Source organism: Clostridium sp. TF06-15AC (assembly GCF_003481165.1).
GTDB lineage: Bacteria > Bacillota > Clostridia > Lachnospirales > Lachnospiraceae > Otoolea > Otoolea fessa.
Window position 1 is genome coordinate 47185 of record NZ_QUKS01000010.1, and the last position, 13579, is coordinate 60763.

The window sequence follows — 13579 nt, forward strand, 5'->3', positions numbered from 1 at the left end:
GAAGATTGTGAAAGAAATTGAGAAAAAGACATTGTTTGGAGCGCTTTTAGCGGTGATAGTCAAGGCGTTAAGTGTCCTTACGGAGAATATCGAGGTATTCGGTATAAGAATATATCTTCGCCTTTCCAGATTTGTTTGTTTGCTCCAAGATTCCATCATTGACCAAAATGGAGACTACCTTTGACACAGTATTATAGGACATTTCAAGAGCTGTAGAGGTTTTCTGAATATCAATAATAGGATTTGATTCCAAATAGGCAAACACTTTAAGAACGCTGGTACGCTGTCTCTTTGTGAGAGCATCAAATAATTTTGTGCTTTTATCGTGTAATGCAGTAAGATAATCAATTGTATGAATCGCATCTTCTGCGGAATCTGCAAAAGCCTGAAGGAAAAAAGAAATCCATTGCTCATAATCACCAGTACGTCGCACCTGAGTCATACGGTCATAGTACTCAATACGGTTCATCTTGAGGTAATAAGAAATATAGAGTGCGGGAGTAGACAGAATGCCTTTTTCCATTAGGAAGAGCGTAATGAGAAGTCGTCCAACACGTCCATTACCATCAAGGAAAGGGTGAGTGGTTTCAAATTGATAGTGGATTAATGCGGCTTGAATCAAAGGGTCAAGAGTATCATCACTATTGATATATTTTTCAAGGTCGGACATGGCTGTCAGCATATCTTCAGGATTTGGCGGAATATATCGAGCGTTTTTGAGAGTACTTCCCTGACCGCCAATCCAGTTTTGTGAATACCGGAATTCGCCAGGATTCTTTTCCTGTCCTCGCGCGCTTTCCAGAAGAACTGCATGAGTTTCTTTAATTAGACGATTGCACAGAGGTAGTGTTTTCAGCCGCTCAAGCGCAAACTCAGTCGCACGGATATAGTTAACAACATCGGAAACATCTCGATTGGTGTTGTCTTCAATTAGAGGATTCAAGATATCCTCAAGGGTGCACTGTGTACCTTCAATCTGTGAGGAAAGAAGGGCTTCTTTACGGACATACATGGAAACAAAAAGTCCCATGTTTGGTATACGGGAGGAAATCCCTTCAAGTGTTGCTATTTTCTTGTTTGCATCAATAAGTTTCGTGAGAAGCTCACCAGATACCTCAATAGGAGGATTTGGTGGAAGAGGAGCTGGTCGAAAGGATTCATACGCCATTTCGCCTGACAGATTACTCACGAGTGTTCCTGCTCGGTTTGTCATAATTGTTTTTTCCTCCGAAAAATGGAAATTGAAATTTTTGAGGCTATTTTAGCATAGAAATTTCATGAAATCAACTTATTGTGAAAATAAAGAACGGAAGTGATTTCAGAAAAACGGCTTTTTGTGAAATTACTCAAGCAAAATTACCTTGGAAATTTCAAGTTTAGAATTTTATATTTTGATTTTGCCTTGACCTGGACGGATTGCCGCTGGAGCTGCACGAATAATTATGGGAGAGAAAAGAGCATATAAAGTCAGAAAGTCCGGTGGAGGTCGGAAGAAGCTGAAGCCGAAGCAGGAAGGTCTGAAAGTCGGGATACGGCTTATGGTGGAAGTGTATAGTTTATGACGGAAATAAAATGAACTCCTGGAGTGCAAAAAAAGCCCTCGCTGTGTGTGATACACAGTGGGGGCGTTGGTCAGATTCTTTGCATGGTATTTCATTCTTTAAGAAACGCTGCATGGTAAAGAAAAAGTGATTCAAAGTTAATGGGGGCAGAACCCATTAACATCAAGAATGAGGCAGCTAAGCCATATTTTATACAAATCCTCGCCTTCGGTAAGCTTTAATCCCGTAATTTCAATGATTTTTTGAATTCTGTAATTCATAGTGTTCCTGTGAATGTGAAGATGATTTGCTGCAGTTATTACATTGCGGAAGAAGAGATAGGTTTGTAATGTATCTAAATAATCGGTTCCGAATTCTTGATCATAGGCCTGTAATCTGAGTATTTCTGGAAGGCAGAAATAGTTCGGCTGACTATATTTTTTCAAAGTGGAAACCAGGTAAGGCATATTGTATTCCTGAAATCGATAGATATTCTGCCTTGGATTCTGTTTCATTCCAATTCGTAGAATCTCTAAGGATTGTTCTACAGATGCACTAAATTCAATGATATTTGAGAAATGGTGACTGCAACCAGCGGCCAGATGATAAGTTTGAAAGAAGTTATCCAAGTTATTGGCAACTGATTCCAGATCTTCGGTTTCAAGAAGCAGATATAAGATATTGCCGATACAGACTGCTTTATAGGTTGGATAAATCATACCAAGATGATTTTTGTAAGCAGCGATGGAACGTTCTTGATTGTCCGATTGGTACGCATCCCGGAAGCCAATAGCCATGGTATAGAAGTGTTCTCCCGGAATCCAGCCAAATCCTTTTGCCCGTAAATTAAATTCTTCCTGATTGCGGATGCGTCCCGAAATAAGTTCAAATAGAAGATTTTCACGATAACTGAGTGCAAAGCCTATTTTATTTCGCTCTAATTCTAACGATAGGACGTTTGCCAAAATATCTAGTATTTGACAATCGCCGTCTTCAAAGGGACGTTTCTGTGGAATTACTACGATCCAGCCAAAATATCGGTGCTCAATAACAATTTTTACAATCAGACGTTCTTTCTTCTTCTGGTAATTAGAATGTTCAATAAAGGCATGTTCGGTTTGTTCGATACTGGGCAGAAGTGTTTTATAGTCGTATTTTTCGAATAGATCGGAGGTTACAAAATTGTGTTTGATGATGCATTGAATCAGTTCGTCATCAACTTTCTTTAGTTCGTTCAGATCAGACCAGTGAAGAACACGGGTGGATGTATCCGATAAAAATAAGGGGTTTTTGAGAAGTTCTGCACCTGTAGATAGGATGGTATTCACATCTTTACGGTTTATCAGGCATTGGCTGAGTTTGTAATGAGCTTCTTCGATTCGTCGCTCTACTTTTAGTATATGCTGCAGCTGGAATGTAAGCTCAGTTTGAATGGTAGGTTCAGCCAGCATAACATAGTTTTCGATCCAATTAGGGATTTCTGTGTCATCTGTGCCGTTCGGCAAAATGATCCAAAGTATATTTTGGTTGTCTTTGGGGATTTGAAGGCAATCATCAGAATGAATAATATATGCGGTAGCTTCTGTAAATGTTTCTCTTACAGGGAGGTTGTTTTGAACGTGAAAAATTGGGGAATCTGGATAGCGGATGCTTTCTTTTTTTAAAGCGTGATAAGCAGAAAGCTTTTGCATGAATGATAGGAATGATAGCATAAGGGACTCCTTTCTACTTGTGCATTCTGCACAAGATGTTTTTTTGATATTGTATCAGATATACGAAGTAATCAGTTTATATTTTTTTTATAATCTGTTCATCAAAATAATTATTCTTAATCCTCATTTTATTATATTATTTTGATTTTAGCTACAGATATTTACATTCAACATGGATTAAAAATCAGGAAGGAGCTGGAAGGATGGAAGAATTCTATTTGGTTAATGGTGAAATTCTGGATGTAAGAACAGGAAAATTTATCAAGGCAGATTTAAAAATTACTGGTAAGCAAATTGCATCAGTTCAGGAAAAGGCGCCGACTGAAGCAAAGAAGGTGGACTGCAGTGGAAAATATCTGATTCCAGGTATTATGGATGCTCATGTGCATCTTGTATGGGAAGGAACAGCCAAGGACCCCATGTATGAGACTGTACGGGACGGAAACTATTTAAATTTTGCCAAAGGTGTTTCTTCGGCGGAAAAATCCTTAAAGAACGGGGTAACGACTGTACGCGATTTGGGCTGTAATGATGATTGCTCGATTCCTCTGGCAAAAGCTGTGAATATTGGACTGATTAAAGGAAGTCATATTGTTCCGGCGGGAAGTGCAATTCAAGGTTCCTATGGACATTGTCCGATGATTGGCTATATTGCGAATACAAAGGAGCAGTTGATTGATAAAATTAAACGTTTGAAAGGTTATAATATCGAGATGAGCATTCCACCACTTCATTGGATTAAGATCATGGCGAGTGGAGGCGCAGCTGGATTGGAAGATGTAGGTCCATGTATGTATTCACCGGATGAGTTGAAGGCGATTACATATGAAGCACACCGTTTAAATATGAAGGTCGCAGCACATGCGCTTTCACGAGATGCTATTTCAAAATGTATTGATGCCGGAATTGATACAATTGAGCACGGAGGTGCATTAGATGAAGAACTTCTTCATAAGATGAAAGAAAATGGGCAGGTGTGGGTTCCGACTCTGCAGGTATATAAAGAACTGGCTCGAGGAAAAGGAATGATCGCAGATGTTATCGTAGAGAAGGCATCAGCTGTTGAGGAAAATCAAAAAAAGGCTTTTTCAGCAGCCATGAAAATCGGTACGAAGATTGTTGCGGGAAGTGATGCAGGTTCTCCGAATTTTGGCCCGCACCCATCCATATTTAAAGAATTAGTTGCAATGCAGGAAAATGGAATGTCAGCTGCTCAGGTGATTCGCTGTGCAACTTTGGCTGCAGCGGAGGAACTTGGGGTGAAAGACAGAGGTGTTTTAGAAGAAGGAAAAATTGCAGACATTGTAGTTCTGGATGCCAATCCATTGGTAGATTTACATGCGTTTACAGAACATTTATCGGCGGTATATAAAGAAGGTCTTTTAGTAATAGAATATGGAAAATGATATTGACATTAAAGGAGGATACATTATGCATGAATTAATTGCTCAGCCTAAAATGCTTCTGGTTGTTATTGTTTATTTACTTGCTCTGGTTGGAACGGGAGCTTATTTCGCAAAGAAAGCAGCTGTAAAAAAAGAAGGAAAAGAAGATTTTTTCTTAGCAGGAAGAGGTCTTGGAAAGATTGTAGCAGTTGGTACGATTTTGGCTACATATACAGGTGGTGGTACAGTAACCGGTGGTGGAAATAGCCTAGCTTTTAATTATGGATTGTGGAGTGGTTTGTTTTTTACGATTTGTCCGGTTATCAGTATGAGTGTTTTATGTTATCTGACCCCTAAAATCCGGGAAAGCAACTGCTACACGGTATCACAGCTTCTTGAAACGAAATATGGTTCTAAAGCTAGAACAATATCAGCGGTTATCATAGCACTTGCGATGGTTTCTATCGTTTCTTATCAGTATCGAGGTCTTGGATTTATTTTAAACGCTACAAAGTACAGTTTACAAGGGACTACACAGGGTAGGTATCTGGCGGGAGGGGTTCCGCCCGTCAGATTTTCCATGTGATATTCAAACTATCGCTTGTGGCGGCTATGGTGGTAATCATCAAATCCACCACACGCCGCTTGTCATCAAAGGATACATCCTCCCAAGTGTCGAGGTAGCCGGAAATCTGATTGACCTGTTCCGGGCTGATGGCTTCCACCGTCAACTCCGCTATCCTCGCCAGAAGTTCCTGCTTGCGTCCGTCCAGTTCCGCTATCTTCACATTCACATAGGAGAGCAGGACATTGTTTGCGCCCGTCAGACTGTCCACCAGTTTTTCAATCTCGCCGTCCACATGGGCAAGCTCCACTTGCAGGGCGGCGATTTTCGGGTTTGCCTTTGCCGCTTTTTTTCTGCCCGTCAGCGTTTTGTAGCTTGCCAGCTTCTTCACCATCTGCTGATAAACAACCGCTTCCAGCTCCGAAGTGATGATTTTCCCGCACCCGGCACAGCTTTTATTGTCCAGCCGCTTTGTGCAGCGGAGATATTGCTTTCCCACAGGATTGTTAATGCTCATAAGGGCATACCCGCAGTTTCCGCACTTGATTTTTCCCGCCAGCCATGTATGGGTGGCTTTCCGGGCAGACTGGATTTTCATGTTGTTCATCAGTTTCTTGCGGCAGGTCAGCCAGATGTCGGAGGGGACAATGCCCTCATGGGGAGCCAGCACCAGCATTTGGTCTTTCAAGTCGTTCTTTTTGCTGGGCTTCACATCCCGCCCTTGATACAGATAGCAGCCATTCATGCCGGTAAAATCGGCAGCGTCATTGACAATGATTGTCCCTTGACTTTTGAAAAATTCGTACACATCAAGGTCTGCCTGCACATAGACAGGATTGCGTAACATCTGCGCCAGCGTGGGGCGTATTAGTTCCTTGCCGTTGAATAAAATTCCCTGTTCGGCAAAGTACCGGGTAATGTCCCCGTAGGAGGTTGTGGGCTGGGCGTACATCTCGAACATCAGCCGGATATTTGCCGCTTCGTCTGGGTTTACCACCAGCTTCTTTGTGTTGATACCGTCCATCTTGATTGGCTCTGTATGGAAGCCATAAGGGGCTTTCCCACCCATCTTGAAACCTCGCTGGCTGCGGGAATAGTAAGCGTCCGTTACCCGCTTCTGTATCGTTTCCCGTTCAAGCTGGGCGAACACAATACAGATATTTAACATCGCCCGCCCCATCGGGGTGGAGGTATCAAACTTTTCCGTAGAGGACACAAACTCCACATTGTACTGCTGGAACAGCTCCATCATGTTGGCAAAGTCCAGAATGGAACGGCTGATACGGTCGAGCTTGTAAACCACGACTTTTGCAATCAAGCCCCGCTTGATGTCCCGCACCAGTTCTTGAAACTTCGGACGGTCTGTGTTCTTGCCGCTGTACCCCTTGTCTGTGTATTCCTTGCAGTTACCGCCTTTCAACTCGTATTTGCAAAATTCAATCTGGCTTTCAATGGAAATGCTGTCCTTTTTGTCCACCGATTGTCTTGCATAGATTGCGTCTATTCGATTATTCATATTGTCGCTCCTTTTCTTAAAAAAGAAACGGAGCTGCTGACAGCTTTATTATACCGCCAGCAGCCCCGCAAATCAACGATGGCTTCGGAAAACCTTATGCCCCGGCTTCCTCACTCTGCCGTTTGTCGGCATACTTGCGGAACACCTCATAAAGCTGCTGTTCCAGCTCCCGGCGTTTTGCCGCTTCCTGCTCCGGCGTGAACACCGGAGAGAGATTTTCCAGCGTGATTTCCTTTCCCTGAAAAGTCACGACTTCGGTTTCTTTCTTGTATCTGATATGCTCCATAGTACCTCCGTATTTAATTTTCAAAGTGCAGTGCCGCCATGCTGCGGCGTGAAATGTTTTCTGCCATCAATCACCGTTCCCTTGTGTGCCGCTGTTGCCGTTTCAGTTCTGCCAGCACCTCCGGCGGGATACGGTCTACCAGCCGCTGAATGTCTTTCAGCTCGCTTTCCAGCTTTGCCCGTTCCATCGTATCTTTCATCTTGCCCTTTTCGCTGGCTTTGGCTCTGGCTTCCAACTGTTCATTTTCTGCTAAAAGGTCGTTTATTGTAACCTTGTATTTTTTGAGCTGACCGGAGAAGTTCTCCATCTGCGGAAACCATTTTTTCAGCAGGGAGAGGGCTTCCTCTTTTTTCTTTCCGGCGTTGAACGGGGTAATATCGCCCAGCGTGGCTTCAATGGCTCTTGCCTGTTTGGAGAGATTGACCGCCTGCTTGAACAGACGGGTGGGGATATGCTTCCTGCCTGTCTTGCTGGCACTTTCCCCACGCTCCAAGTCGGGATATTTCTCCACCATATAGGCGTGAAAATCGTCCTGCCATTTTGTGAGGTTGGCTCTATTCCCTATAATCTCCTTTGCACACAGGCGGTTGTCCTCTGTCAGAGGGACAAAGACCAAATGCAGGTGGGGCGTTTTCTCGTCCATGTGTACCACCGCCGACACGATATTTTCTTTCCCTACACGCCCGATTAAGAAATCAGCCGCCCTCTGGAAAAATTCCTGTATCTCCTTTGGGGACTTCTTCTTAAAAAATTCCGGGCTGGCGGTAATCAGCGTATCCACAAAACGGGTGCTGTCCCTGCGGGTGCGGCAGCCAGCTTGTTCAATGCGGCTTTGAATGAAGTGGTAATAGCGTCCCTCCGGCTTGACGATGTGGAAATTGTACTTGCTCCGGCTGGTGTCAATGTCGGGATTGCTGGCGTACTGTTCCTTTTGCCGTTCGTGATGGGCTTCCAGCGGTCTTGCCGGATTGCCCTTGTGTTTTTCAAATCGCAAAATTGCGTGTTGTGCCATGAAACTCCTTTCCCCGTTCCGTTCCTTTCCGGGACTTTTCCACAGGAAAATCCCGCAGAAAATATCTCGGATCGGATAGGAATGGATAAGATATAAATAAAATCGTTTTAATCTCTGTATTTCTATATACCGTCCGATTTTCGTACTTCAAGAGGATTGATTATCGTACTTGTGGAGTGCGGTTTTCAGTCCTCCGGCGTTCCATAACCGTATTTCTTGAAGTCGGTGTTTGGAACCGCTTCGTAGGATTTTGGGTAAATGCGATTGGGTTTTCCACAGCCCTGCTTCTGGATTTCCACCAGTCCGGCGTATTGCAGTTCCCGCAGGGTGTTGACCGCTTTCTGCCGCCCGCAGTGGAGCAGCTCCACTACCTCGTTGATGGGATAGTAGAGGTAAATCCGCCCGTATTCGTCCACCCACCCGTTTTTTCGGGACAGGTCTGTCCGGCGCAGGATAAAGGCATACAGTACCTTTGCTTCGTTGGACAGGGGCATGAATGTGGGGGCTTCAAAAAGGAAATTGGGAAGCCGGGTAAAGCTGACCGCTTTTTCCGGCTGATGGATATAAATGGTGTTTGTCATATTGTGTTTTGTGGACGGTTAGAAGTCCGTTTTCGGAGGCAGACGGTAGTTTCTATTGCCTGCCCCTGTTCTGTGCTTGTAAAGCCTTGTAAATCAAGGACTTTTCAGCCCCTAACTGTCCACACAAGACCTCCTTTTCCGTTCACTTTCTGTTTTCTGCCGCCTGTGAACTCTGGCGGCACAGTCGGGACAGTATTTCGCCCGGTTGGACTTTGGGACGAACACTCTGCCGCAGACCGCACAGCGTTTTAGCTCCTTATCCCGGAAAATCTCCGCTTCCAGCGTCCCGATTTGCGGCAAGACCGACCAGCGGAACCACTTACAGCAGACCGAGAAAGAAACGGTTTGGGGGCAAGTGTGGGTGTCCCCATCGTCAAGGAGCATACAGTTCCCGTCCTCATAACAGCAGCACTCCCGGCGGATCAGGGCGTTTGCCTGTTTCCTCTGTGCCGGTGTCATGCGGTAAAGGGAACCGTCCTGCTTGCGCTCTATGGGCGGCAGTCGTTTATATGGGTTCTCTCTCATGTGTTCCCTCCATTTTTCCTTTGCCGTTCTCCCCGAAAAAGCTTCCTGCCCCATTTCTGCGGCGTGTTCCGGCGTTGGCACGCTCCCCGGACTTCGGGACATTTTGTCCCGAAGTGGCTCGTTGCGGTGCTTCCCCTGCCTGGGTATTCCTTTTCGGACGGTCATTCATTTTTCAAGGTGCAGCTCATCGATGAACTACCCTAAGTCTACACCTAAAAGACCGCCCGCCCCGTATATCCATAAGGTCGGAAATCAGTTCGGAAAACTCTCTATTTCCACGCTCTCGGAATTGTGGTAAAATAAAAGTACTTGGATGGCAATTAAAGTTTGAAAGGAGTGGCGATATGATTTCAACGAAAAATTTGTCTGGATTACCTGATGTAAATCGCCTAAAGGCTTTCTGCAAAGGGCTTGCAGCTTTGGACATCATCATGTTAGAGAAGGAATGGAGTTTCATCCGTCACTATACATACAATCCCATATGGAGAAAGGGAAAAGAAGCATTTTGGGCTACCGATGGCAGTGAGCAAAGCATGATTATCATGTTCACATCTGAAGGCTGTGTTATCAATGGTGTAGATTCTGAACTTTACGATTGGGAAGAAAAACTCCCTCGGATAGAGGATTTGACAAATGGGATGCCTTCCGCTTTGCAAAAGCTCATGAATAGCAGAGAAGTCAAAAAGATGAAAAGCACTTTTTGCGTCTGGACGGAAGATGGCGTTGTTTGGCACTGTAATCCTATGGCTGGTGAGGACGCTTCCAAGGATTTACTCTCTATGATTGATGGTAATCCGCAGACCTATGTGGAATACGGGAAGTGGTTTTATCCCGCCGACCTGCCTTTGGAAGTTGTGCGCCAGCTTGCAGACGGGGTGCCGGTGACAAAAGAGATGATTGTTGCATTAAACCCCAAGCGTAGTGAATGGGACGAGATTAAGGCAGAATTAGATGAAATCGGGTATCTGAACAAACTTTGATATAACAGGTAACATAAACAGACAAGGAGGGGGAGTGCATGGAACTATCCATACAAGAACGATTGAAAGACCTGCGTGTGGAGCGTGGGTTGACGCTGGAACAGCTTGCGGAGCAGACGCACCTCTCCAAGTCTGCGTTGGGCAGTTATGAGGGGGATAATTTCAAGGACATCAGCCATTATGCCCTTATTGAGTTGGCAAAGTTTTATGAAGTGACTGTTGATTATCTGCTGGGGCGTTCTCAAACAAAAAATCACCCAAACGCCGATCTTGCAGACCTGCGTTTGAGCGATGATATGATTGAACTATTGAAAAGTGGGCGGGTGGATAATTCCCTCTTGTGTGAGCTGGCGGCACACCCGGATTTCCCCCGGCTCATGGCTGACCTTGAAATCTATGTAAACGGTATCGCTGGCAAACAGGTGCAGAGTGCAAACGCCATTGTAGACGCTGTGAGTACAACCATTATGAAGCAGCACAATCCCGGCTTGACCGACCCGCAGTTAAGACAGCTTATCGCCGCCCATATTGATGATGACAGCTTTTGCCGCTATGTGATACAGCAGGACATAAACAAGATAGCTCTTGACCTGCGGGAAGCACATAAGGACGATTTTTTCAGCGTCCCGGAGGACAATCCACTGGAAGATTTCTTGCAGACCGCCGAGGAAACCGCCAAAGAGGGCAGCGACCCGGAGCAAGCGTCGCTGGCGTTTATCTGTAAGCGGCTCAAGCTGAATTTGAAAAAGCTGTCCGAGGAAGAAAAGAAGTGGCTGAAAAAGATTGCACAGAAGTCGGACTTGCTGAAAAATCCGAACCCACAGCGGGGGAGAAAATAGAGAACGAGAAATTGGAGGGAGTAAAGGTGCAGGAGGCAATTATAAAATTGAAACTTCTCGGTCAAATGCCAGACGCAGTGAAAGATGACCCTACAGTAGAAACCATCAACATGTATGACGAATTGCTCTCCAATGTAAAAACGCCATTGACAAGAGAAGAAGTAGGCGTATTGATTGACATTTTCCCCGAAGGTGGAATGTATGGAGTAGAGTGGGATTTGCTAAAATTGGTAGAGTCTTATTTGATAGAAGCGCCATCAAGTGAAGAGTATCGAAAATTGATTACTGCTTGTCCAAGTGAAGAATGGCGAGAAACTATGCAAGCCCGTTTAGATAATTGGAAAAACAACAAACAATAACTTGTTGGGGAGATAGCAAAGCCAGTCGAGCCAGTCAACGGTCAAGATGAACGGCGCATTTCATGCGCCGCCGTTGACAGCCCCGCCCGTCTTTGCTAATGGGCAATCAAGGCGGGAAAGCCCTAAAATGGCTTCCCGCCCATTTCTAAGAACTGATAAGTCAGATTTGCTGAAAAATCCAAATCCACAGCGGGGACGGAAGTAGAGAACAATAAATAAGAATTTACAGGAGGAAAATCAATGGAGAACTTGATTAAGTTTTTAGAAGATAAGATAACGGATAAAATGTCTGTGGAAGAAATAGTTGATGTTTTTGAGCAGATGTGCAGCACACCGCTTGAAGAAGATATGGTTTTATTTGAAACCGGAACATTTACTGCTTTTTCAAAAGAACCATTTTTTCAAATTTCATTAGTTCGACAGTTTTCAAATGATGATGAAGAGTTTTATCAAATCCATGTAGTCATCTTGTATAAGCCAACCGCTGAAAATAAAATTTTCAGCGAAACAACATGGGACGAAGATTTAGACGAAAATATATTTGACTATATCAGAAAATCAGCGTCGTTTGCTTATGCAAGAAATCATGAATACATCGAGATAAAAATATATATGGACGAAACTTAACTTCTCATTTATCAGGGAGATAGCAAAGCCCTAAAATGGCTTCCCCGCCCATTCCAATTTTGAGAGAAAAATCTGTTTGCTTTTTGTGAGTGTGTCCACAAGTTCGGGACATTTTGTCCCGAAGTCCGGCGTGGGACGAGGAACGGGGGCTTTCATATACGCCCTGTCTGCTGACGAAACCAGCCCTGCGCTTGCGGCTCCACGACACGCAATCACAGCCCTGTTTTCCTGCTGCTTCAAATGCCCTTGCCCGACCCGGCGGCAACCTCATTTTCGCAGCAACGCCGACAGAGCGTATAACACACTACACTTTGCAAGCAAAGTCGTGTGCCAAGGGGCAAGCCCCTTTGGAAACCCCGGACAACAAAACAGGCTGAATATCTCGCACTTTTTCGGTGCTTGATACTCAGCCTTTATTTGTTGTCAGCAGCCCCCGTTTCGTGGTCTGCGTGTAGTTCCTTGTAAACTGACCTAACTGGTATTCCAACTACTTATTGTACAATAATCTGTTGTGCACTTGTTATTGTACTAGCCCTTTCTGGTGGATTGAAGACAGTTGCTACGACAGATGCAATGTCCGCATTTTTGATGGTAGGTGGCCTTGCAATTGGCTTACCGGTTCTGATTAGTACAGTAGGTGGCTGGGATTGGGTTATTTCTTCTGCACAGGCCAACGATCCGGAAAGCCTTACGTTCTTCGGCGGTCAGACGCTTCTTAAATGGGTTGGCGGATATCTTCCGCTGATTCTTCTGACTTGTTCCGATCAGAACTATTATCAGAGAATTGTTGCAGCGAAGGATGTAAAAACAGCTCGTGTTGGTCTGATGGGCACTATGCTTGCTTGTTTTGTTATCATGCCGGTTGTTGCATGCTATGCATTCATTTCCCGTCAGTATTTTGGAACCAGTATTGCAGCAGGACAGGCATTGATCGGTGCAGCAACGCTTCTTCCTACGATTATAGGTGGTATTGTACTTTCTGCAGCAGCAGCATTTACTATTACCACAGGTGATTCATACCTATTGTCTGCAGCAGCTAACTTCTGTATTGATTTATATAGCAAAATCAATCCGAATGCAACTGAAAAAGAAGAACTTAAAGTCAGCCGTGCGTTTATTTTGATTGCGGGTATTGTCGCTTATGTTATTCTGACTTTCTTCCCATCGATTCTGGCAATTCAGTACTGGTCCTATACAATATATGGAGCGGGAATTACACCAGCAGTTGTTGGAGCGCTTATATGGAAAAAAGCTACAAAAGCGGGAGGTATTTCATCCATGATTGTTGGATGTGGATTAAGTATTATCTGGGAGGCAACCGGTTCTCCATTTGGATTACAGACAATTTTTGTCGCATTCCCGATTGCATTGATTATATTAATTGCGGTATCCTTAGCTACACAGCCAAAAAGTGAATGAAGTTAATGGGGTCAGACCCCATTAAGCGTTCAAGATTTCTTGGGAGAAATACTTCAAAGACAACATCAAGGTATAAGAAAAGCAGGTGAGGGGATCTTAAATGGTTTGCTCACCTGCTTCCTTTTTTGCGGATGCAATGACCGAATCCGGCAAATCCATCTTTTGAACGGATGGACAATTTAGGACAATAAGCGGGAATCCTCGGCAATTCAATTACCGAGATGAAAGCGCA

Annotated in this window: 14 protein-coding genes; 7 read left to right on the top strand and 7 right to left on the bottom strand. The window is 44.4% G+C overall.

Annotated features, from left to right (window positions below; genetic code table 11):
- Nucleotides 1-67: 67 nt before the first annotated feature.
- Both DXC57_RS14890 and DXC57_RS14895 read right to left on the bottom strand, forming a co-directional pair.
- Nucleotides 68-1213, bottom strand: coding sequence for a Fic family protein (locus tag DXC57_RS14890; RefSeq protein ID WP_118653360.1), 1146 nt, complete (start codon nucleotides 1211-1213; stop codon nucleotides 68-70).
- Between the two features lie 486 nt (nucleotides 1214-1699).
- Nucleotides 1700-3253, bottom strand: a complete 1554-nt coding sequence (locus tag DXC57_RS14895) for a helix-turn-helix domain-containing protein (protein WP_118653362.1) — start codon at nucleotides 3251-3253, stop codon at nucleotides 1700-1702.
- Between the two features lie 203 nt (nucleotides 3254-3456).
- Here DXC57_RS14895 and DXC57_RS14900 point away from each other — a divergent pair, with 203 nt between their 5' ends.
- Both DXC57_RS14900 and DXC57_RS15570 read left to right on the top strand, forming a co-directional pair.
- Nucleotides 3457-4659: an amidohydrolase family protein gene (locus DXC57_RS14900; protein WP_118653364.1), complete on the top strand. Its 1203-nt coding sequence runs from the start codon at nucleotides 3457-3459 to the stop codon at nucleotides 4657-4659.
- A 25-nt stretch (nucleotides 4660-4684) separates the two neighbouring features.
- Entirely contained in the window at nucleotides 4685-5224 is a 540-nt protein-coding gene (locus tag DXC57_RS15570) for a hypothetical protein (protein ID WP_182457349.1), read from the top strand.
- Here the strand turns inward: DXC57_RS15570 and DXC57_RS14910 are convergent.
- The 5 genes from DXC57_RS14910 to DXC57_RS14935 form a co-directional block, all read right to left on the bottom strand.
- Nucleotides 5208-6719, bottom strand: coding sequence for a recombinase family protein (locus tag DXC57_RS14910; protein ID WP_118626660.1), 1512 nt, complete (start codon nucleotides 6717-6719; stop codon nucleotides 5208-5210). The genes DXC57_RS15570 and DXC57_RS14910 overlap by 17 nt on opposite strands.
- Nucleotides 6720-6813: 94 nt before the next feature.
- Nucleotides 6814-7005: a hypothetical protein gene (locus DXC57_RS14915; RefSeq protein WP_002566025.1), complete on the bottom strand. Its 192-nt coding sequence runs from the start codon at nucleotides 7003-7005 to the stop codon at nucleotides 6814-6816.
- Nucleotides 7006-7075: 70 nt separating this feature from the next.
- A complete protein-coding gene (gene mobV, locus DXC57_RS14920) occupies nucleotides 7076-8017 on the bottom strand; it encodes a MobV family relaxase (RefSeq protein WP_002566026.1) in 942 nt (313 codons plus the stop codon).
- Between the two features lie 185 nt (nucleotides 8018-8202).
- Entirely contained in the window at nucleotides 8203-8598 is a 396-nt protein-coding gene (locus DXC57_RS14930; protein WP_002566027.1) for a replication initiator protein A, read from the bottom strand.
- 111 nt (nucleotides 8599-8709) lie between these two features.
- On the bottom strand, nucleotides 8710-9123 hold the full coding sequence (locus DXC57_RS14935; RefSeq protein ID WP_002566028.1) for a cysteine-rich VLP domain-containing protein: 414 nt from the start codon (nucleotides 9121-9123) through the stop codon (nucleotides 8710-8712).
- Between the two features lie 344 nt (nucleotides 9124-9467).
- Here DXC57_RS14935 and DXC57_RS14940 point away from each other — a divergent pair, with 344 nt between their 5' ends.
- From DXC57_RS14940 to DXC57_RS14965, 5 genes are all read left to right on the top strand, one after another.
- Nucleotides 9468-10103: a hypothetical protein gene (locus DXC57_RS14940; RefSeq protein WP_025494559.1), complete on the top strand. Its 636-nt coding sequence runs from the start codon at nucleotides 9468-9470 to the stop codon at nucleotides 10101-10103.
- A 38-nt stretch (nucleotides 10104-10141) separates the two neighbouring features.
- The gene (locus DXC57_RS14945; RefSeq protein ID WP_118653366.1) at nucleotides 10142-10942 is read left to right on the top strand and encodes a helix-turn-helix transcriptional regulator; all 801 of its coding nucleotides are present in this window, start codon (nucleotides 10142-10144) and stop codon (nucleotides 10940-10942) included.
- Complete coding sequence (locus DXC57_RS14950) at nucleotides 10873-11301, top strand: hypothetical protein (protein WP_223474528.1); 429 nt, start codon at nucleotides 10873-10875, stop codon at nucleotides 11299-11301. The genes DXC57_RS14945 and DXC57_RS14950 overlap by 70 nt, the downstream gene beginning before the upstream one ends.
- 240 nt (nucleotides 11302-11541) lie before the next feature.
- Entirely contained in the window at nucleotides 11542-11928 is a 387-nt protein-coding gene (locus DXC57_RS14955) for a hypothetical protein (protein WP_021750121.1), read from the top strand.
- 480 nt (nucleotides 11929-12408) lie between these two features.
- Nucleotides 12409-13347, top strand: coding sequence for a sodium:solute symporter family protein (locus tag DXC57_RS14965; protein WP_118653368.1), 939 nt, complete (start codon nucleotides 12409-12411; stop codon nucleotides 13345-13347).
- Nucleotides 13348-13579 lie beyond the last annotated feature (232 nt).